The following is a 21,248-nucleotide window of genomic DNA, read 5'->3' on the forward strand; positions in this document are numbered from 1 at the left end:
CGTGTTGATTTGGTGGAGCTGATGTGGCTGAAGGCTGGCCCGCTCCCCACCACTGATTCGGAGGGGAAGCAGACCAGCCGTTTGGTGCTTAGTCCTGGCCGAGACCTGCAGCGGAGGTCTTCTTACCCTCTACTTCGTTCAAGGCCCGGAGGTCGAAGATGCCGTTGATATCGGCAGCCTTGGTGGTGCCAGCATCTACGCCGTCCTGCAGGAGCTTTTTGTATGTTCCGGCGAGCGGGTCCGTGGTGAAGGTGATGTTCTTCAGCGCTCGGTCGATCACGTTGGCGGGGAGCGGCTTTCCGGCCGTGTCCTTGAGGACAGCGTTGATGGTGCTCGCCTTCTCCTCTGGAGTTGCGGAGTTCAGCCAGTTCACGGATTCAACATGGCCCTTGAGCAGTGCCTTCACAGTTTCCGGATGCTCAGCGGCGAACTTCTTGTTCACGATCAGGATGGTGGTGGTGAATTCGCCCTTGTCCCACAGGTCCTTCTCGTCAACCAGGACTTTCGCGCCTGCTTCCAGGACCAAACGGGAGGCCCACGGCTCAGGCAACCACGCGCCGTCGAGCTTTCCGTCCTGGAAGAGCTTCAGTGTCTGTGCGTTTTCGGTCGGGTTGATCGTGACGTCGCCGCTGCCGTCCGGGTTGGTCTTGTAGCCCTGGTGACCCAACCAAGAGCGGAGAGCAACGTCCTGGGTGCCGCCAAGCTGCGGCGAGGCGAGGACCTTGCCTTTGAGGTCGGCCGCGGAGTTGATTCCGGGCTTGACCACCAACTGTGCTCCGCCTGCTGCTGCGCCAGCGATGATGCTGACGGACTCGCCGTTGCTCTTGACGAAGGAGTTGATGGCCGGGTTCGGGCCGATGTACGTGGCGTCGATAGCGCCGGCGTTCAAAGCCTCGATCGCGGCAGGGCCTGCGTTGAAGATCTGGGTGCTGAGCTTGGTATCGCCGAGGTCCTTGGCGATGATGCCCTGGCTGATGCCTACCAGGGCCGGGGCGTGCGTCACGTTGCTGAAGTAGCCAAGCTTGAGCTCAGCAGCGGGCGACGTCGTGGGAGCCGGAGCGGCCTCGTTGCTGCGGGAGACGGCAGAGGCAACCGCAGCGCCTGCACCGATCAGCAGGACAAGGCCGACGGCCAGGCCGATCTCAAGGGCGCGGCGGCGCTTGGGCTTGTTGGTCTCACCGGCGACGATGCGGATGGTGCCGGAATCGGGCTTCTGTGACTCGGGGGTGTTTGCCATGGGGAGGTCCTAATGAGATGTGGATGCGAAGGGGCGAAGATCAGGCCCCGTGACATCGCCCGCTCGGGGCAAGGAAGGACCATTCCGGAAAGGTCATGCCTTCACAGTAGGGACTGTCATATTTCGGCTTCAATCCCACAGAAACCAACGTTCACGCAGGGTCACGTGACGTCATATTCGGCGTCAGGCCTTCAATGTTGCGCGGGGTTGTGCGGCACTTGCGTTCACGAAGGGTCACGTGGCGTCATGGTGGCGGCGAGCTTCAGGATGTCCTGCGGCGTCGTGCGGCAGCAGCCACCGATCAGCCGGGCTCCCCGCTCGCGCCAATCGGGGGCATTCCCGGCAAGAGTGGTTGTGCCCAGGCCGCCCTCGGAAGGACCCCACGTCTTCGTGACGGCGTCGTAGGTCTCGCCCGAGTTCGGGTAGGCGACCAACGGTTTGTCCGAGAACCCGTTCAGCGTCCCAAGAGCGGGCGTCACCAGTTCCAACGGCACGCAGTTAACCCCGACGGCGGCCACCCGCGGCTCCGTACGGAGCAGCGCAGCCACCTCAGCCAACGGGGTTCCGTCGCTGATGTGTTCCGCGTCCTGCAGGGTGAACGTAAACCAGGATTCGACGTCGAACTCCGCCACGAGCGCCAACAGAGCCTCCGCTTCGGCGAACGACGGCAGGGTCTCGCACGCCAGGAAATCTGCCCCGGCTTCCACAAGAGCGGCAATGCGTGGACGGTGGAAATCCATGAACTCCGCGGTGCTCAGCGTGTAATCGCCCCGATATTCCGAGCCGTCGGCAAGGTAGGCACCATATGGACCCACGGACCCCGCAACCAAAAGAGGGCCGCTGGAAGGGTTCGCCGCAGCGTGCTCGCGACGTGCTTCGTCGGCTAGCCGGACACTCCGCGCCACCAATTCCAACGACTCCTCCACGGAAAGCCCTCGCCGCGCAAACCCCTGGGGAGTGGCCTGGTAACTGGCCGTAATGGCCACGGAGGCACCGGCGTCGAAATAATCCCGGTGGACCTGCTTGATCAGGTGTGGCTGCTCCAGCAGGACCTTGGCCGACCACAATGCGTCCTCAAGATCGCAGCCGTGGGCCTCCAATTCCGTGGCGAGGGCCCCATCTAGGACGAGGTCCTCACCGGAGTCCAACAGGGTGCTGAGTGCTGTGTTCTGGGGCATGTAGTGATCTTCCTGCTAAATCGCTCAATGAAAAAACCGCAGCTTGTTCGAAATCCCCGCCGTACAAGGCCGGGAATTTCGAACAAGCTGCGGTCTATCTGACTCTTCGACCTTAGATGACGTAGCGCTCGTCTTCGTGATCGCCAGGGTGGTCCTTGACCAGACCGGCGGCAAGGGTGTTGCCGTCGATGGGGTCGATCACCAGGAAGGCGCCCGTACGGCGGTGGTGCAGGTAGTTCTCCAGCGGCAACGGAGCCGCCAGGCGAAGCTGGGCATGTCCGATGTCGTTGAGCTCAAGGCTTGAGGCGGGCTCCACGTTGAACGTGGCCAGGTCCAGCTTGCCGGTGACGTTGCGAACCAGGGCCTGGACCGTGCGCGTACCGTGCTTCACCAGAACCTTCTGGCCTTCACGCAGGGGCTTGGGCGAGAGCCAGCACAGCGACGCGTACAGGTCAGCCGTGCTTTCGCGGACCGTGCCTGCGGCAGCGATGGTGTCGCCACGGGCAATGTCGATCTCGTCAGCCAAACGAACGGCAACCGACTGCGGAGCAGCCGCTTCCTGAAGTTCCGTGCCGGCGAAGTCGATGCCAGTAATCCGGGTAATGCGCGGCTCGTGGCCAGGGCTCAGCACAGTGACTTCGTCGCCGAGCTTCACGGAGCCCTCAGTGATCTGGCCGGCGTAAGCACGGTAATCGCGGTAGGCCTCCACGTCGAGCCCGGCAGCAACAGCATCCGGAGCAAGGGCACCCTGCGGACGGATCACCAGCTGAACCGGGAAGCGGAAGCTCTCCAGTTCGGCCTCGAGCTCATCAGCGGCGGGGAGGGTTTCAAGGACCTCAAGGAGCGCAGGCCCGGTGTACCAAGGGGTTCGCTCCGAGCGGTCCACCACGTTGTCGCCGTCAAGGGCCGAAACGGGAACCACCAGAAGATCAGCTACGCCATCGGATCCCAGACCGAGCTCGCGGGCAACCTTCTGCACATCAGTTTCGATGTCACGGAACACTTGCTCGCTGAAGCCCACCAGGTCGATCTTGTTCACTGCCACTATGACGTGGGCAACGCGCAGCAACTGCAGCACGGACAGGTGCCGCCGGGTCTGCTCCAGCACGCCCTTGCGGGCGTCAATAAGCACGACGACGGCATCCGCAGTGGACGCGCCGGTCACCGTGTTTTTGGTGTACTGAACGTGGCCGGGGCAGTCCGCCAGGATGAAGCTCCGGCGGTCGGTGGCGAAATAGCGGTAAGCGACATCGATGGTGATGCCCTGCTCACGCTCAGCACGCAGGCCATCGGTCAGGAGGGCGAGGTCAATCCCACCCTTGTCCCCACCAAAGCCGCGGTCGGCAGAAGTGCGGGCTACGGCGTCGAGCGTGTCAGCAAGAATCGCCTTCGAATCGTGAAGGAGGCGGCCCACCAAAGTGGACTTGCCGTCGTCCACGGATCCGGCAGTGGCGAAGCGGAAAAGCGTGGACGGAAGCGGCGCGGACTCCAGTCCGGCCTGCAGGAATGCGGTTTCGGTGCTCATTTAGAAGTAGCCGTCCTTCTTGCGGTCTTCCATGGCTGCCTCGGAGATGCGGTCATCTGCGCGGGTGGCGCCACGTTCGGTCAGGGTGGAGGCAGCGACTTCAACTACGACGTCGGCCACGGTGTAGGCGTCGGACTCGACGGCACCGGTGCAGGACATGTCGCCCACCGTGCGGTAGCGGACAGTCTTGGTGATGACGTCCTCGTGCGGGAGCGGCTGGGAAACCTCGCCCACAGCGCGCCACATGCCGTCACGGGCGAAGACCTCGCGCTCGTGGGCGTAGTAGAGGCCGGGCAGCTCGATGTTCTCGCGCTCGATGTAACGCCAGATGTCCAGCTCGGTCCAGTTGCTGATGGGGAACGCGCGGACGTGCTGGCCCACCGTGTGGCGGCCGTTGTACAGGTTCCACAGCTCGGGGCGCTGGTTGCGCGGGTCCCACTGGCCGAATTCGTCACGGAGGCTCAGGATGCGCTCCTTGGCGCGGGCCTTGTCTTCGTCGCGACGGCCGCCGCCGAACACGGCGTCGAACTTGTTGCGCTGGATGGCATCAAGCAGCGGAACGGTCTGCAACGGGTTGCGGGTGCCATCGGCACGCTCGGCCAGTTCGCCGCGGTCGATGAACTCCTGGACCGAGCCAACAACCAGCTTCAGGCCGAGACGTTCAACGGTGCGGTCACGGAACTCCAGGACCTCCGGGAAGTTGTGGCCCGTGTCCACGTGCAGGACCGGAAAAGGAACCTTGCCCGGCCAGAAAGCCTTGGTGGCCAGGTGCAGCATGACCACGGAGTCCTTGCCGCCGGAGAACAGCAGTGCGGGCTTCTCGAACTCGGCAACCACTTCACGGATGATATGGATCGCTTCGGACTCGAGGGTGTCCAGGCTGCTCAGGCGTTGAGCTGAAGGGGCGTCGACTGCCGCTGCAACTTCCACTGTGGACTCCTCTGTTGTGTACGTGCTCATGTGTGTAGTCCGCATTCTGTCTTGTCGGATCCTGCCCAGCGGCCGGCGCGGGGGTCTTCACCCGGGGCCACTTTGCGGGTGCAGGGCTGGCAGCCGATTGACGGGTAGCCCTGGCTCAGGAGTGGGTTGACGGGAAGGATGTTGTCCTCGGAGTACTCGACCAACTGGTCGAAGGTCCAGTCGACCATCGGGTTAACTTTGACCAGGCCAAAGCCCTCGTCCCAAGTGATCACCGGCGTGTTGGTGCGGGTGGGTCCTTCGTCGCGGCGAACACCGGTGAACCACACTTCGTAGCCGGCAAGCGAGCGGCGCAGCGGCTCTACCTTGCGCAGCGCGCAGCACTGGGCGGGGTCGCGGGCGAACAGGTCCTTGCCCAGCAGGCGGTCCTGCTGTTCAACGGTGTTCTCCGGGAGGACGTCCACCACGTTGACGCGCAGGTTGGCGGCAACTTCGTCGCGGGTCTCGTACGTTTCCTTGAAGTGGTAGCCGGTCTCCAGGAACAACACGTCGACGCCGGGAAGCTGGTCAGCGACCAAGGCCGGAAGAACGGCGTCGGCCATGGAGCAAGCCACGGTTACTGCGGGGAGCTCAAAGTTCCGTGCTACCCAGGCGATGACATCGCGGGCGGGCGCGTTCCAGCCGAGCTCTGCGGCTCCGGCTTCGGCCAGTGCCTTGAGTTCTTCGTTGGACCGCTTGAGGGCTGTCGTCACTGGAGGTCTCCTTCATCTGCGGAGTGTGCCCACTCAGCGAAGGTCTGGCCCTCGGCGCCAACAGCGACGAACTTGCGGACCACACGCTCCACGTAATCAGGCAGGTCTTCGACCGTGACCTTGAGGCCGCGGACAGTACGTCCCAAGCCGGCTTCCTCACGCTCGTTGTTAGCCAGTCCGCCACCGAGGTGGACTTGGAAACCCGGGGTGGGGTCGCCGTCGGGCGTTGGCAGCATCATGCCCTTGAGGCCAATGTCCGCGGTCTGGATGCGGGCGCAGGAGTTGGGGCAGCCGTTGATGTGGAGTGAAAGTGCCTGCGGGAGCTGCTTGGTCTCCACGAGGTCGGCCAGGCGGCGTTCCAGTTCGGCGATGGCCGTGGCTGCCGTGACCTTGGTTTCCACGATTGCCAGCTTGCAGAACTCGATGCCCGTGCAGGCGATAGTGCCGCGGCGGAACACGGACGGACGGGCGGAAAGGCCCAGCGTGTCCAGTTCTGCGATGAGCGGCTCCACCTGTTCCTTGGCTACGTCCAGGATGACGAGCTTCTGGTGGGGAGTAGTGCGCAGCCGGTAACTGCCGTGCTGTTCCAGCGTGTCGGCGAGCTTCACCAAGGACTCACCGGACGTACGTCCCACGGTGGGGGTCACGCCGATGAAGAACTTGCCGTCCTTCTGCTCGTGGACGCCGATGTGGTCTCCAGGAGCCGTGGGCTTGGGAGCGGCGGGGCCGTCCGGAAGCTTGAAGCCAAGGTATTGGTCTTCCAGGATCTGGCGGAACTTGGCCGGACCCCAGTCGTTCATCAGGAACTTCAAGCGGGCCTTGGTACGCATGCGGCGGTAGCCGTAGTCGCGGAAGATGCTGGTGACGCCGAGCCAAACTTCAGCGGCGACGTCCGCCGAGACGAACACGCCAAGACGCTCGGCCATGCGGGGGTTGGTGGACAAGCCGCCGCCAACCCAGAGGTCGTAACCGGCACCGAGTTCGGGGTGGACAACGCCCACCAGGGCGAAGTCGTTGATCTCGTGGACAACGTCCTGGGACGGGTGCCCGGTGATCGCAGTCTTGTACTTGCGAGGCAGGTTGGCCAGCTCGGGGTCGCCGATGAAACGCTCGGCGAGCTCGTGGATGAGCGGCGTGGGATCGATGATCTCGTCCTTGGCGATGCCGGCAACCGGCGAACCCAGGATGACGCGGGGAACATCGCCGCAGGCCTCGGTGGTGGACAGGCCGATGGATTCAAGGCGGCGCCAGATTTCCGGCACGTCTTCCACGCGGATCCAGTGCAACTGGATGTTCTGGCGGTCCGTGAGGTCGGCCGATCCGCGGGCGAAGTCCACGGAAATCTGGCCGATAACGCGCAGCTGCTCGGTGGTCAGCGCACCGCCGTCAATGCGGACGCGAAGCATGAAGTACTTGTCTTCGAGCTCGTGCGGTTCGAGCGTAGCGGTCTTGCCGCCGTCGATCCCGGGCTTGCGCTGGGTGTAAAGACCCCACCAGCGGAAACGGCCGTGAAGGTCGGTGCCGTCGATCGAGTCGAAGCCCTCTTTGGAGTAGACAGACTCAATCCGCTCACGGACGTTCAGCCCGTTGTCCTCCTGCTTCCAGGTTTCATTGGCGTTGAGTGGCTCAGTGCCATCAACCTTCCACTGGCCGTGAGGCTTGGCGGCAGGGCGGGTGCGTGCTGGGCGCGAGGGGACTGCGGAGTCCGCGGGCGCACCGGCTACAGCTGTATCTGTCATACGTCGACTTTAGGTCTGGCCAGTTTTCGTCAGCAAAGGTCCGGAAACGCTAAGTCACCTAGGGAAACATTTCGTCACGAACACGCCAGCGGCCTTGTCCCAAGGGCCTGTATATGCAGGTCCTTTTTGTGCTCCCACCGCGCAAATAAAGGTTAGGACGCCCTTGCCAGAACGGCGTCGTAACGCTCCAGCGCTATCTCCGCGAGAACCGGCGAGGGCAACAGCGGAGCCGTAACAATGTCCGCTCCAGCCTTGGCCAGCTGATCGTGGAAGTAGCCAGTTGCCAACAGGTACGAGGACACGAAAACCCTCCCTGTTCCACCGTCTTCGGCGAGTTCGGCACGCAAAGAGGCGACGCCGTCGGGCACTGTTGGCTGCGCGCTGGCACCATAGGCGACGCGAACCTTGTTCGGCAGAAGCTCGGCCAGCTGCCGCGCCTGCTCCTCGGAGTCCACCGAGCCGTCCGGAAGGGACGATCCCGCGGCAGCCAGCAGCACGCCGTCGTTCTCCTTCAGCCCGGCAGCGCGCAGCTGCGCAGCGAGCAACTCAGCCAAGCGCGGGTCCGGACCCAGCGGCCTCGCGGCCACTACTTCCGGCCGGCTCTTGATCGCCTTGGGCACGTCCACCTTGATGTGGAAGCCGGTACTCAGCAAAAGCGGTACGACGACGGCGGCCGTCCCCTCAGGCAGGCCTTCCACCACGCCGGACAGCTCAGGCTCCTGCACGTCCACGTACGCCTCAAGCACCTGTAGGCCGGGGCGCAGGGCTTCGATTTCGGCCATGACCTGGCGGATGGCGGCCTGGCCTTCGGCGTTGCGGGTTCCGTGGGCACAGGCGATCAAAACGGGGCTGTTCATGGGAGCTAGCGTAACGTTGAGCCAGCAACTACTGAGAGTCGCAGGCAGAAAGAACCCGTCCACTTGATTTCCATCGACATTGTCCTTCTGTGGCTTGACCTGGTCGGCGTGTTTTTCTTCGCGGTCTCGGGTTCGCTGCTGGCAGCCCGCAAACAATTCGACATCGTGGGTTCTGTACTCCTCGCGTCCATTGTGTCGCTCGGTGGTGGCGCGATCCGCGACGTGGTCATCAACGCCGGACCCCCTGTTGCTTTCACAAATCCGGTCTATCTGATCCCGCCTCTGCTCGCCGCACTGCTGGTGTACTTCCTGTTCTCGTCCGTGCAGCGCTTCACGTCCCTTTTAACCCTGTTCGACGCCGGCGGGCTCGCCTTGTTCTGCATCACCGGAACGTTGAAGGCACTCACGTCCGGCATGAATCCCGTGGCTGCGATCCTTTTGGGCGTCACAACAGCAGTGGGCGGCGGCCTGCTGCGCGACATCACCGCCAACGAGATTCCTACCCTTTTTGATGCCCGCGACATCTACGCGCTACCCGCGTTCGTGGGGGCTGGATTGACCACCCTGCTCTGGCACCTTGGCCTGTTTAGCGGGCTCACTGCATGCCTGGTGGCCGGCATCGTTTTCGCCTTCCGCGTCACAGCCTGGAGGCGCAGTTGGTACGTGCCATTGGCCGTGCGCGGATGGCAGCGTGGAGGCACCGGAGCGGGCGCAATTTCGGGTGCCCGCGATTAGCTAGGATAAGAGCATGACTGACATGTTCCTCGAGAAGTTCCGCGCGCTGGTCCCAAAGTATCTCGAGGATGAATGGCAGGAAGAAGACGGCCTCACACCAGGGGAACTGGACGAGGCCCTCGCCGATCACTCCTTCACGATCCCGCTGGCGTTGCGCGAGTTCTACCTCGCTCTTGGCGGCTGCGAAGACCTCATGGAGGCGTACCACTACTTCTGGGATCCCGAAGAACTCGAGGTGGACGACGACGGTTTCCTCATGTTCCTCGAGGACGAAGAGGAACAGTTCACCTGGGGCTTCCGCATCGCCGATGTCAGCATCCCAGACCCCATCGTCTGGCGCCGCAACAACGCCCGCGGGCAGTGGAAGAGCGAAGAAGGCACATTCTCCGAGTTCGTCTTCGACATGTTCGAGTGGGCGTTCAACGACGAAGACTAGGTTTTGACTGGCAGCCCCTGCGCTCCCTTTGTTGGGTGGTGTGGGGGCTGTTTTTGTTTGGGGGTTCTGGTTGGGGTTGCTGTGGGTTCCTGACCATGTTTGGCTTGGCTACAGCCGCTTTGCACCCTATTTCGGTTGCATCTGTGGTGCCGGTCCCCCAAAGAAGGTCCCGAAGCCACGCCTCCCCCGCCGCCCCGCCAGGCTGTTCGCTGGGGGTTCTGGCTTCCCGACTATGTTTGGCTTGGCTGGGGCCATGGTGCACCCTATTTCGATTGCATTAGAGCTGCCCGTCCTCCAAACAAGGTCCTGAAGCCACGGCCCTCCAGCCGCCCCACCAACACCCACGACGGCGCACTCACCCCTGGCCCAGCTGCGCCAATCGCTGCGGGCTGTGGCTTCCCGACTATGTTTGGCTGGGCCAGGGCCACTTTGCACCCTATTTCGATTGCATTAGAGCGGCCCGTCCTCCAAAGAAGGTCCTGAAGCCAAGGCACTCCGGCTTCCAGGCCCCACCAACAACCACGACGGCACCACTCACCCCGGCCCAGCCCGCGCCAATCGCTGGGGCCTGTGGCTTCCTGACCAGGTTTGGCGGGGCCAGGGCCATTGTGCACCCTATTTCGGTTGCATTAGCGCAGCCCGTCCTCCAAAGAAGGTCTCGAAGCAACGGCCCGCCGGCCTCCATGCCCCACCAGCACCCACGACGGCGGCACTCACCCCGGCCCCCAGCCCGCGCCAATCGCTGGGGGCCGTGGCTTCCTGACCATGTTTGGCTGGGCCAGTGCCATTGTGCACCCTATTTGAGTTGCATTAGAGCTGCCGGTCCTCCAAACAAGGTCCTGAAGCAGCGTCCCACTGAGGTCTTGCTGTTAAAACGGAATGGCCCCGGTCCGCTGCAACGTTACGAGTCATACGCTGCACCGAACCGGGACCACAATCTCCGTTCGCATCAGACCCACCGGAGGCATTTAGTGGATCCGTGAATAGCTTATGACAAGTCTGTCACATATGCAACTTTTGCCGTCAATGATTTTCCCACAACCAAGATCTTATTTACGGATCCGTGCAGTTATCCACATAGCTGCAAAACACAGCACATTCAGGATTGAAAGCACGGAAGCATGACCGAATGAACCTCATCGAATTCCTTCAATCCCGGCATGGAGCAGCCAGGACCACGGATCTAAAACGGGCCGGTTTTACAGAACGCTCCCTGTCCGAGGCCACACGATCGGGAGCTATCGAACGTGTACAGCGCGGCGTGTATGTCACCAAGGGAGCAGACCCCGACGTCGTTGCGGCCTTTCGTGCGAATGGTCGTCTGACGTGCATCTCGGCCGCGCGGTTCTACGGGTTCTGGACGCTTCACGATCCGGACATCCTGCACCTGACCTGCGGTAACGGTCTGCCCAATCCAGCAGTAGTTAATCACGCATTAGCCCTACATCCACGCCACCCATATCTTCCGGTAGTCGGAGTGGCCGACGTCCTGATGCACGCCCTTCGTTGCTTGCCTGAGTTGGAATCATTGGTCATGGTTCAAAGCGCGATCTCCCTGGCCCTGCTCACTCCTGACTACCTCCGTTCGAGGCTTACCGGGAATCGGAACGGCAAGGCCCGGTCAATCCTCGATCTAGTCCTGCCAAGGGCGGATTCCTTGCTTGAGGTTCTGGCCCACACTCACTTTGTGCGGGCGGGACTCCGCGTCCGCATGCACGTGCAGCTGCCCGGGGTTGGGGAAGTCGACTGCTTGATCGACGATTGTCTGGTCATCGAACTCGACGGCGGTACACATTTGGAAGGGAAACAAGTGAAAAAGGACCAATATCGGAACAACGCCAGTATCCGGGGCGGCCACTTGGTCCTTCGCTACTACTACGCGGACGTCGTTCATAACCCTGAGCGAATGGTGTCCGAGGTGCTCACTGTCTTGGCCAACAGGGTAGCCGGCCGCTTCGGACCGTCACGCTTGCAACCCAAGTAGCCACCGGCGTCGTGAACTATCACCACGCCCGTGGCGTCCTGACCCTCATTGAAACCAATTCAGCCAACACGCAACCTAAAAGGGGTGCACAACGGCTGGAGGGAAACCAAACAAGGTCAGGAACCCACGCCTCAGACGCCCAAGTAGCCCCCGGCGTCGTGAACTATCACCACGCCCGCAGCCTCCTGACCATCATTGAAGCCAAATCAGCCAACACGCAACCCAAAACGGCTGCACAACGGCTGGAGGGAAACCAAACAAGGTAAGGAACCCACACCCCAGACGCCCAAGTAGCCCCCGGCGTCGTGAACTATCACCACGCCCGTGGCATCCTCACCCTCATTGAAACCAATTCAGCCAACACGCAACCCAAAAAGGTTGCACAACGGCAGACGGCAACCCAAATAAAGTCAGGAACCCACAGCCACAAAGAGAAAGCTAGCTACTCCGGTCCACCACTGCATGCGCGAAGTTCGTCAATGACGCCTTCACCACACCCTCAGGCAGCGGGGCCAAGGCGGCAACGGCCTCGGCGGACCATTGGCGAGCGATCTTCCAGGATTCAGTGGTCACCGGGTGTTCGCGCAAACCGGCCACAGCATCGGCAAGGGCGGAATCAGACGTCAAGTCCCCGTCCACAAGCTTCAAGAGCTCAGCCGCTGACGAATCACCGGCAGCAGCATCGCGGCGGAGCAGCAGAACGGGCAGTGTGGGAACACCTTCGCGGAGGTCGGTGCCCGGGGACTTGCCGGATTTGACCTTCACGCCGGTGACATCGATGACGTCGTCGGCAAGCTGGAAGGCCACGCCAACCTTCTCGCCGTACTCAACCAGGAGGTCCTCAAACGCGGGGTCGGCGCCGGCGAAGATCGCACCAAGCTGGCCGGAGGCTGCAACCAGGGATCCTGTCTTATCGGCGATGACGGAGAGGTAGTGCTCCACGGCGTCTTCGTCCTCGCGCGGGCCGACGGTTTCGTGAAGCTGGCCGAGGCAGAGGCGTTCGAAGGTCCGGGCCTGGATGCCGAGTGCGCGGGATCCGAGTTCTGAGACCAGGATGGAGGCACGGGCAAAGATGAGGTCGCCGGTGAGGATGGCCACGGAGTTGCCCCACACTTCGTGGGCGGTCGGAGCGCCACGGCGGAACGGTGCAGAGTCCATGACGTCGTCGTGGTACAGGGTGGCGAGGTGCGTCAGTTCAACCACAACCGCCGCTTGGACAACCTCGGGGCGTGAAGCATCTCCAAGGTGCGCGCACAGCAGCGTGAGCAGCGGACGAATGCGCTTGCCGCCGGCTTCCACCAGGTGGCGCGACGTCGCGTCAGCCAGGGGATCCGAGTTGGAGATGGCTTCGCGAAGCTTCTTTTCCACGCGGGCAAGGTTGGTGGTGATAGCCGGGCCGAGTTCGGCGTCGCCGGCGATAGCGGCAAAACCGGCGGGCAGCTGGAGACCCGTTGCGATCGCGGTGGTGTTGGGGGCAGGCTCAACAGTGTCCGGCAGGCCGTGCCCGGCATGCGTCCAGCTGTGTTCGGCAGAGTTCGTCACGGCTTAACCCTAACTAGTTGTTGCGGAAACCGCGGTGTCGGAGTCTGCCGCCTTAAAAGGACGGACAGAGGAAGTGTTGGACGTGGCCGGGACGAGCATCTCAAGGACGCGGATCACGCGGTCTTCGAAGCCCTTCGCGGACGGATCCGTGAGGTTGGCGAGCATGCGCACTACAAAACGCATCAGCATCGGAATCGGCATTCCCGTGCGTAGGGCAAGCTTCATCACGGCCGGCTTCCCGATCAAGGACGCAAACATTCGACCCAAAGTGAAGTGCGATCCCCACTGGTCCCGCACATAGTCCGCGTACCGCGATAGGTGGGCGTCGGCGTCGTCGGCGGTCCAACCGGCAGAGGCCGAACGCGAAGCAGAGTCGATCAGGAACTCGGCGGCGTAGCGGGCCGACTCCATGGCGTAAGAGATACCCTCGCCGTTGAACGGTGACACCATGCCACCGGCGTCGCCTAGCAGGAGCAGCCCGGGCGAGTAGTGCGGCGTGCGGTTGAAGCCCATGGGCAGCGCAGCGCCGCGGATCTCGCCTACCTGATTCTCGGGTGTAAAACCCCAGTCGGCGGGCATTCCGGCGGTCCATTCGCGCAGGACCTGCTTGTAGTCCAGCTTGCCGAATTCTTTGGAAGAGTTCAGTATTCCGAGGCCGACGTTAGACGTTCCGTCGCCGACGCCAAACACCCAGCCGTAACCGGGCAGAGGCTTGCCGGACTTGCCGGGAAGTTCCAGCCAGCCTTCCATCCAGTCGTCTTCGTGCCTGGGAGATGTGAAGTAGGTGCGCACTGCAACGCCCAGCGGGCGATCGTCACGCTTGTGTATACCCAGCGACACGGCGGTTCGCGTGGAGTTGCCGTCCGCGGCGAGTACGACGTCGGCATGGAAGTCGCGCGTCTCGCCCGTCTTGCGTCCGGACTCGTCAAGGATGGATGCACGTGCGCCGATGACGCGGCCGTCGTCGGACTGCAATGCCGAGGTGACGCTGTGGCGTTCAAGCACGACGGCGCCCGCGGCCTGGGCGTGACGGGCCAACTCTTCGTCGAAGCCCAGACGCGTGCGAATCAGTCCATACGTGGGAAAGTCTGAAACCTCGGGCCAAGGCAGCTCAATGGTACGGCCGCCCGCGATGAGTCGAAGCCCCTTGTTTCGGCGCCAGCCCTCGGACTCAGCATGCGGCAATCCGAGCTTCTGGATCTCACGGACCGCGCGCGGCGTGAGACCGTCCCCGCAAACTTTTTCGCGCGGAAAGGAAGTCTTTTCCAGCACTGTGACATCAATGCCGGCCTGGGCGAGGTAATAGGCGGCGGTGGACCCGGCGGGTCCCGCGCCAACAATCAGTACTTTCACGTCGTCCTAAATAAGTGGCACGTCAGCTGGGCTGGCTGCCGGACCGGCGCGGCTTGATCTGGCGGCGAAGCTTGGCAACGGGAACGCTTTCGCGGTGCTCGGCTGGCTTCTGCGCGCGGTGAACTGCCACGATGCCGCCGCTGAGGTTGCGGTAGGTGATGTCCGTCCAGCCGGCGTCGCTGAGCCACTGGGCCAGGTGGTCCTGGTCAGGCCATGCACGGATGGATTCCGCAAGATAAACGTACGCGTCGGGGTTGGAGGAAACCTTCGTGGCGATGGCCGGCAGGGCGCGCATCAGGTATTCGGTGTAAAGGTTGCGCCACAGGGGAACCACGGGGTGCGAGAACTCGGCGATGACCAGCCGGCCGCCGGGCTTGGTCACGCGCAGCATTTCCTCGAGAGCTTTGCGCGGTTCCACAACGTTCCGCAGGCCGAAGGAAATGGTGGAAGCGTCGAAACTGTTGTCCGCGAACGGCAGGTTGGTGGCATCTCCGGCGATGAAGTCGATGTCCGGGCGGCGGCGCTTGCCTACCTTGAGCATGCCCAGGGAGAAGTCGCAGGCCACAACATTCACGCCAGCATCGGCATACGGTTCGCTTGAAGTGCCCGTTCCGGCAGCGAGGTCCAGGACCTTCTGGCCCACCTTCACATCCATGGCGTCGACCACGATCCGGCGCCACCGACGCGTCTGCCCCATGGAGAGGACGTCATTCACGACATCGTATTTGGGGGCGACATCGTCAAACATCGTCGCAACTTCGTCCGGACGCTTTTCCAAGGATGCTCGGTTCACCTTGTAATTGTCTCAGACATTCAGCCGAGTTTGCTGCGCTGTAGAACTCGGCTCAGGTTCTGGCGGCACGCGGGAGTACTGTTGTTCCATCATGACGAGCACGCTCCGTACCTTGACAGTCCCCCTCGATGTCGAATCATCCTCCGGGGGGCTGCCGTCGTTTCTGGTCCGGGACGATGTCCTTTGCTGGTCACGGCGTGAAGCCGGCCTTGTTGGCTATGGCGAGCTGACCCGGTTCAATGCCTCCGGTCCGGAGCGCTTTCTTGAGGCCGATATCTGGTGGCGGCACCTCATACTTGAGGCCGAGATCACCGATCGCGTGGAGGTTCCGGGCACTGGCCCGGTTGCGTTTGGCTCGTTCGCTTTTTCCAAGATGTCCCCGCACGTTTCCCGGCTGATCGTTCCGGAGATGGTGGTTGGCATCCGTGATGGCCGCGCCTGGGCCACCCAATTAACGTTCGACGACGCCGAGCTCACCGAGGCGGGCGTCCTCGCCGCTCTGGACCGCTGGCTGACAAGCACCGAGCCATTCGAAGGCGATGGCGAGGCCATTGCGGCAGGAGGGTCCGACGTCGGGCTGTCACCGGACGCTTTTTCGCCCAACGGTGCAGCTGGTTACCTCAGCCGGGGGTCGTTGAGCGAGACGGATTGGATGCACGCCGTCTCCAACGGCGTGGCGGAAATCCGCACCGGCAAGCTGGAGAAACTCGTCCTGGCGCGCGACGTCGTCGCCAACCTTCCTGCCGGCGTGAACGCTGCGGAGGTGCTTCGCCAACTGGCGGCGAGGTATCGGGAATGCTGGACGTATGGTGTTGACGGCCTTGTGGGTGCGACACCGGAAATGCTGATCCAAGTGGAGGGTCGCACGGCCCAGGCTCGCGTGCTGGCCGGAACCCTGGATCGCCGCGACGCCGAAGGTGTGGACGGCTCCCCCATGGCGTACGCCGAGCGGGTATTGGCCGGATCTGAAAAGCAGCGCCACGAGCATGAGATCGCAATTGATTCGCTGACCCGCCAGCTGGCGCCGTTTTCCGAAGCGATGAACTCCCACAGCGAGCCCTTCATTCTTGAACTGCCCAACGTCTGGCATCTGGCCTCGGACGTCAAGGCTGAGCTTGCCGATATCGAAGGTCATGTGCCCACTTGTTTGGCCCTGATCAACGCGCTCCATCCCACTGCGGCAGTGTGCGGAACACCTACTCTGGTGGCCGGTGCGCTGATCCGAAAACTGGAGCACCTGGACCGTGGTCCCTACGCCGGACCGGTGGGTTGGCTCGATGCAGCAGGCAATGGCGAGTGGGGCATCGCCTTGCGCGGCGCGGTCATCGAGGACGCCAACACGGTACGGCTTTACGCGGGTTGCGGGATCGTGGAAGGTTCGCAGCCGGAGGCCGAGCTCGCCGAGACCTGGGCGAAATTCCGGCCAATGCTCGAGGCACTGGGGATCCAGCGCTGAATCTGGGATCTCAGACAGGGACCTTCGGGTGCCGCTTGCATATTCGCTAAACTAGTTATCCAATAGTGAAACTTAGTTTTCTGTGATGCACATCTCAGGTTCGGCGCTACACTAAAACCGACTCAGTTCAGCCCCCACTGCAACAAAAGGTAAAAAACATGCAGATCTCCCGTTCGGTTCTGTCCGGCACCAAGATGGCCGCCGTGCTCGCAGCAGGCGCCTTGGCCCTGACCGCCTGCGGCGGCTCCTCCACTCCGGCTGCCTCCAGTGGCTCAGGCCCCCAGCTCATCAATGCCGGCAAACTCACGGTGTGCTCGGACGTCCCCTACGAGCCCTTCGAGTTCCAGAAGGATGGCAAGATCGTCGGCTTCGACATGGACATCGCCAATGAAGTGGCCAAGGACCTCAAGGCCGAACTCAACGTGGTTGACAGCTCCTTCGAAGCCATCGAGACCGGCACCGCACTGACTGGCTGCGACGTCTCCATCTCCTCAATCTCCATCACCGACGTCCGCAAGAACGTCATGGACTTCTCCAGCCCCTACATGGACGACGACCTGACCCTCGTGGCTACCTCGTCCTCGGGCATCAGCAACCTTGACGGCGCAAAGGGCAAGAAGGTTGGCGTCCAGCAGGCCACCACCGGTGCCCAGTACGCCAAGGACAAGGGAATCGACGCCCAGCAGTTCGAGGACTCCGGTCTCCTGGTCCAGGCCCTCAAGGCGGGCACCATCGACGCCGCGGTCGGCAACCAGTCGGTTCTGGGTTACGCCATCATGGACGATTCCAAACTCAAGCGCGTTGAAGACTACGCAACGGGCGAGAAGCTGGGCATCTCCATCAAGAAGGGCAACACAGCCATGGCTGATGCCGTCAACGCCACCCTGAAGCGCATCACCGATGACGGCACCCTGAAGAAGTTCGAGACAACCTGGTTCGGCGAAGCCACCAAGAAGTAGTCCGAGCTCCGGCTCCCAAGAATCACGCAGGCGGGCCCCGCAACGATCTGTTTAGGCAGTCCGTTCGGGGCCCCTCCTGCGCAACACGAATGTGAGAACACCATGGCAATGACTGCACGTCAACGAGCCAAAGTCAGTCTGTACGTCCAGGCCGGGATCTTCGTTGTGGCCGTGGCCGCAGTGATCCTCGCCGTGGATTGGAAGACCGTTGGAAACAGCGTCTTCAACTTCGCCAAAATCGGCCCGATGTTCCCCGATATCTTCCTCATCGGCCTCAAGAACACCCTCATCTACACGGCACTTGCCTTCGTTGTGGGCCTCTCCGGTGGTCTGCTGCTCGCCCTGATGAAGCTCTCCTCTTTCCCGCTGTACCGCTGGATCGCTACTGGATACATCGAATTCTTCCGCGGCGTCCCCGCCCTGCTAGTGTTCATCGCCTTCGGTTACGGCGTACCCCTGGCCTTCGGTGTGCAGTGGGACGTCAACATCGTGGTCATGGTTTCCCTCGGTATGGTGGCTTCCGCGTATATCGCCGAAACCCTGCGCGCCGGTCTCCAGGCCGTTCCCAGGGGGCAGATGGAAGCCGCTCGGTCACTGGGCATGCCGCACTGGCGCGCGATGGTTTCCATTGTCATTCCGCAAGCTTTCAAAATCGTCCTGCCGCCGTTGACCAACGAGATCATCCTGCTTACCAAGGACTCCTCGCTGATCTACGTGCTGGGCCTCACCGCGTCCCAGTATGAGCTGACCAAGTTCGGCCGCGATGGCATCTCCAGCCTCGGAGCCGGCCTGACTCCGCTGCTTGTGGCCGGTGCCTTCTACCTGGTCATCACCATCCCCTTGAGCCTCCTGGCACGGAAGTTCGAAAGCCGCTCCGCGCGGACGAAGCGATAGGCAGGACAGTCATGAATAACTCCACCGGGAGCACCGCAGCTGTTCGCGCCGCAGGCGTGGACATCAAGGATCTCCGCAAGTCTTACGGCAACAATGAGGTCCTCAAGGGCATCTCGCTGACCGTTGAACCGGGCCAGGTTGTGTGCCTGATCGGGCCGTCAGGCTCCGGAAAGTCCACCCTCCTGCGCTGCGTGAACCTGCTTGAACACCCGAACGCGGGCACCATCAATGTAGGCAAGTTCGAGGCCACCGACCCCGACGTAGACCTTAACCGGATGCGCCAAAGCGTGGGGATGGTGTTCCAGCACTTCAACCTGTTCCCGCACCTCAGCGTGCTGGATAACTGCACCATCTCGCAGATGAAGGTTCTCAAGCGTTCCAAGTCCGAGGCCGCCGAGGTGGCACGCCGGAACCTTGAACGCGTCGGCCTCGGCCACCTGTCCGACCGTTTTCCGGACCAGCTTTCCGGTGGCCAGCAGCAGCGCGTCGCCATCGCACGGGCCCTGTCCATGGACCCGCAGCTGATGCTATTCGACGAGCCAACGTCCGCCCTTGACCCGGAGACGGTAGGCGATGTCCTGGCCGTTATGCGCAAGCTCGCCCAGGAGGGCATGACCATGCTGGTGGTCACGCACGAAATGGGCTTCGCCCGCGAAGTGGCTGACCGCGTGGTCTTCATGGATGCCGGCGTGGTTGTGGAGGAAGGCCCGGCGGAGCACGTCATTAGCGCCCCGTCCCAGCCGCGAACCAAGGAATTCCTGCGCCGCGTCCTGGACCCGACGCACATCGACGTCGTGGAGGACTGACGCTTCACCGTCGCGCAGATTCGCTGGCGCCACGCAAACGGGAGGGCGACACCTTTATGTGGGTGTCGCCCTCCCGTTTCTGTGTCCTCTACGAATTTGCGCGGCCCGCAGAAGCACGACGACGACGGGGAACCCCTGCTGCCTCGAGCTCGGCTTCCAGCCGAGCGGGCGATCGGAGATCACTCCACACCAACCGGACAACGCCATGGCCCGTAGCGCGAATGGCGTTCGCACCGTTCTTTCGTATCCCCAGCAGGGCCACAAGAAGAGCAGGGCCATAGCAGCACGGCTGGCTAGCCTGCGGTCAGGACCTTGCTCACGGCGCCGGAGACCGCGTCCTTGATGCGGGCGTGCAGTTTCCGAAGGCCTGCCCGGTCCACGCGGACTTCCACAATGGTGCGTCCCTTCAGCGGTGACTTGAGGGCCTCGGCAAGTTCCGCCGTCGTACTTACCGCCTGATGTCCGACGCCGTACGCCGCCGCGAGTGCCGCGATGTCCACTGAGTGTGGGGTGCTGAAGAGGCGTTCGACGGCGGTGCCGTAGGCCCCCGAGTCTTCCACTGCCCCGTGCTCGAGGAGGCTGAAGATAGCACCACCAGAATCATTGAGGACCACGATGCGGAGATCAGGCACGGGTTCCCCATGGCCCAGAAGTAGTCCACCGGCATCATGGAGGAACGTGACGTCGCCAACGAGAACCGTGGTTTCGCGTCCGCTGCCGAGTGCTATTCCGGTAGCGGTGGCGATGGTGCCATCGATGCCCGCCAGCCCGCGGTTGGCGTAGACGGTGGCGATGGGGTCAGGGTGCGGTTGGCCGGCGAGGTCGACGTCACGGATGCCGTTGGAGGAGCCGAGAACCAATTTCCCGCGCGAGTGCTCCCAGACGGTGGCTCCGACGGAAGGACCGGTGGCAGCCGACTCCCCAGCCAATATTCCGTCTAAGGCATGTTGGGCTGCAGCCCCGGCCAGGAGCCAGGAATCCAACCACTCGGCAGAGCCCCGGCCGGCAAATGCGGCCAACTCAGGGAGGGTTTCGAGGGGTGTCTCGCGGCGACGGCCAGCTTCGTACCAAGCCACAGGAACCGGCTGGTAGATTGCGGTTTCGATGGTGGGGTGGGCCAACAGCGCCGCCACGGGCCTGGAAAGGGTAGCCCGACCGAACAGGACGACGCGCTCGATCGGTGTTGCCGAATCCGGGCCGAAGTGCTCCAGCAGCACCCGGTATGGGCCTACGGCGTTGGGGCCGAACCGGGCGTTGGATGAAGGTTCCGCAAGCAAGGGAAGGCCGTGCGCTCGGGCGAAAGCCTCAGCTACGGGACCGGCGTCGTGACCTGCGAGGACCACAGTGCGTCGTTCGGGGAGTTCCTGCGAAGCGGCCGGAAGATCGAGCGCCTGGGGGCCGGCATCGTAATGGAACACGCTGTGTCCTGCGACGGCGGGAAGTGCATCCCCAACCGCCGGAACCAGTGGATCGCGGAACGCAAGGTTCACTTGGACGGGTCCCGGTGGGGTGTCCTCCAGCGCACCCGTGGCTGCGTAGAGCGCGGTGGCAATCGCGCGCTGCGGGCTTGCTCCCGCGGCGACGTCGACGGCGAAGCGGACGTGATCGCCGAACAGGTCCAGTTGGATTGTGGTCTGGTTCGCCCCGGTCCCGTGAAGCTCCTCGGGCCTGTCCGCGGAGACGACGATGAGGGGCACGGCCGCGTGGTTGGCCTCCATGACGGCCGGCATCAGATTTCCTACAGCGGTGCCTGAGGTGGTCAGGACTGCTGTGGGCGCTTCGGTTGACAGGGCGAGGCCAAGCGCTGTAAATCCGGCATCACGTTCATCGATCCTGACATGGAGGAGAACCTTGCCCGCCGCTTCGGCCTCAGCAAGGGCGTAGGCCATGGGCGCTGAACGCGAACCCGGCGCCACCACCACGTGCCGCACACCGCCGTCGAGGAGTGCAGTCACGGCGATCCTGGCGGCAGCGATGGATGTCAGAGAGTCCTGTGAAGTCACGATTCCAGTCTATTGGCGCGGCCGGGACCCAATCGCTCTCTCACATCGTGCAGGTTCCCACCCGATGCTCAATCACATCGC

18 protein-coding genes are annotated in these 21,248 nt (G+C 62.9%); 7 read left to right on the forward strand and 11 right to left on the reverse strand.

Annotation, left to right across the window (positions count from 1 at the left end; all coding sequences use genetic code 11):
- Positions 1-88 precede the first annotated feature (88 nt).
- From LDN90_RS18815 to LDN90_RS18845, 7 genes are all read right to left on the reverse strand, one after another.
- Positions 89-1,237, reverse strand: coding sequence for an ABC transporter substrate-binding protein (locus LDN90_RS18815; RefSeq protein ID WP_223946648.1), 1,149 nt, complete (start codon positions 1,235-1,237; stop codon positions 89-91).
- Positions 1,238-1,461: 224 nt separating this feature from the next.
- Entirely contained in the window at positions 1,462-2,415 is a 954-nt protein-coding gene (gene mmuM, locus LDN90_RS18820) for a homocysteine S-methyltransferase (protein ID WP_223946649.1), read from the reverse strand.
- Between the two features lie 112 nt (positions 2,416-2,527).
- Entirely contained in the window at positions 2,528-3,940 is a 1,413-nt protein-coding gene (locus tag LDN90_RS18825) for a GTP-binding protein (protein ID WP_223946650.1), read from the reverse strand.
- Positions 3,941-4,900: a sulfate adenylyltransferase subunit CysD gene (gene cysD / locus LDN90_RS18830; RefSeq protein ID WP_223946651.1), complete on the reverse strand. Its 960-nt coding sequence runs from the start codon at positions 4,898-4,900 to the stop codon at positions 3,941-3,943.
- Entirely contained in the window at positions 4,897-5,610 is a 714-nt protein-coding gene (locus LDN90_RS18835; protein WP_216927396.1) for a phosphoadenylyl-sulfate reductase, read from the reverse strand. Before LDN90_RS18835 ends, cysD begins: the two co-directional genes overlap by 4 nt.
- Positions 5,607-7,349, reverse strand: coding sequence for a nitrite/sulfite reductase (locus LDN90_RS18840; protein ID WP_223946652.1), 1,743 nt, complete (start codon positions 7,347-7,349; stop codon positions 5,607-5,609). The genes LDN90_RS18835 and LDN90_RS18840 overlap by 4 nt, the downstream gene beginning before the upstream one ends.
- Before the next feature lie 152 nt (positions 7,350-7,501).
- Positions 7,502-8,206 carry a CbiX/SirB N-terminal domain-containing protein gene (locus LDN90_RS18845; protein WP_223946653.1) on the reverse strand — a complete coding sequence of 235 codons (705 nt, stop codon included), beginning with the start codon at positions 8,204-8,206 and terminating at the stop codon, positions 7,502-7,504.
- 63 nt (positions 8,207-8,269) lie between these two features.
- Between LDN90_RS18845 and LDN90_RS18850 the strand changes: the two genes are divergently transcribed.
- The 3 genes from LDN90_RS18850 to LDN90_RS18860 all read left to right on the forward strand — a co-directional run bounded on the left by LDN90_RS18850 (position 8,270) and on the right by LDN90_RS18860 (position 11,361).
- Positions 8,270-8,941, forward strand: coding sequence for a trimeric intracellular cation channel family protein (locus LDN90_RS18850; RefSeq protein ID WP_216927402.1), 672 nt, complete (start codon positions 8,270-8,272; stop codon positions 8,939-8,941).
- A gap of 13 nt (positions 8,942-8,954) precedes the next feature.
- Positions 8,955-9,377, forward strand: coding sequence for a hypothetical protein (locus LDN90_RS18855; RefSeq protein ID WP_216927411.1), 423 nt, complete (start codon positions 8,955-8,957; stop codon positions 9,375-9,377).
- 1,129 nt (positions 9,378-10,506) lie between these two features.
- Positions 10,507-11,361 (forward strand): type IV toxin-antitoxin system AbiEi family antitoxin domain-containing protein, encoded by an 855-nt coding sequence (locus tag LDN90_RS18860; protein ID WP_223946654.1) that lies wholly within the window; start codon positions 10,507-10,509, stop codon positions 11,359-11,361.
- Positions 11,362-11,799: 438 nt separating this feature from the next.
- Here the strand turns inward: LDN90_RS18860 and LDN90_RS18865 are convergent, their stop codons facing one another.
- The 3 genes from LDN90_RS18865 to LDN90_RS18875 are packed head-to-tail and all read right to left on the reverse strand — an operon-like array spanning position 11,800 to position 15,049.
- A complete protein-coding gene (locus LDN90_RS18865) occupies positions 11,800-12,903 on the reverse strand; it encodes a polyprenyl synthetase family protein (RefSeq protein ID WP_223946655.1) in 1,104 nt (367 codons plus the stop codon).
- A 9-nt stretch (positions 12,904-12,912) separates the two neighbouring features.
- Entirely contained in the window at positions 12,913-14,256 is a 1,344-nt protein-coding gene (locus tag LDN90_RS18870; protein WP_223946656.1) for a geranylgeranyl reductase family protein, read from the reverse strand.
- A 22-nt stretch (positions 14,257-14,278) separates the two neighbouring features.
- Positions 14,279-15,049: a demethylmenaquinone methyltransferase gene (locus tag LDN90_RS18875; protein ID WP_223946657.1), complete on the reverse strand. Its 771-nt coding sequence runs from the start codon at positions 15,047-15,049 to the stop codon at positions 14,279-14,281.
- A 91-nt stretch (positions 15,050-15,140) separates the two neighbouring features.
- Between LDN90_RS18875 and LDN90_RS18880 the strand changes: the two genes are divergently transcribed.
- From LDN90_RS18880 to LDN90_RS18895, 4 genes are all read left to right on the forward strand, one after another.
- The gene (locus LDN90_RS18880) at positions 15,141-16,505 is read left to right on the forward strand and encodes an isochorismate synthase (protein WP_223946658.1); all 1,365 of its coding nucleotides are present in this window, start codon (positions 15,141-15,143) and stop codon (positions 16,503-16,505) included.
- A 158-nt stretch (positions 16,506-16,663) separates the two neighbouring features.
- Positions 16,664-17,464, forward strand: a complete 801-nt coding sequence (locus LDN90_RS18885; RefSeq protein WP_223946659.1) for an ABC transporter substrate-binding protein — start codon at positions 16,664-16,666, stop codon at positions 17,462-17,464.
- A gap of 102 nt (positions 17,465-17,566) precedes the next feature.
- On the forward strand, positions 17,567-18,358 hold the full coding sequence (locus tag LDN90_RS18890) for an amino acid ABC transporter permease (protein WP_216927425.1): 792 nt from the start codon (positions 17,567-17,569) through the stop codon (positions 18,356-18,358).
- A gap of 11 nt (positions 18,359-18,369) precedes the next feature.
- The gene (locus LDN90_RS18895) at positions 18,370-19,164 is read left to right on the forward strand and encodes an amino acid ABC transporter ATP-binding protein (protein WP_216927427.1); all 795 of its coding nucleotides are present in this window, start codon (positions 18,370-18,372) and stop codon (positions 19,162-19,164) included.
- A gap of 293 nt (positions 19,165-19,457) precedes the next feature.
- On the opposite strand, the gene menD is transcribed toward LDN90_RS18895, so the two are convergent.
- Entirely contained in the window at positions 19,458-21,167 is a 1,710-nt protein-coding gene (menD, locus tag LDN90_RS18900) for a 2-succinyl-5-enolpyruvyl-6-hydroxy-3-cyclohexene-1-carboxylic-acid synthase (protein ID WP_223946660.1), read from the reverse strand.
- Between the last annotated feature and the right edge of the window lie 81 nt (positions 21,168-21,248).

It is taken from the genome of Arthrobacter sp. NtRootA1, from assembly GCF_019976975.1.
Lineage (GTDB): Bacteria > Actinomycetota > Actinomycetes > Actinomycetales > Micrococcaceae > Arthrobacter > Arthrobacter aromaticivorans.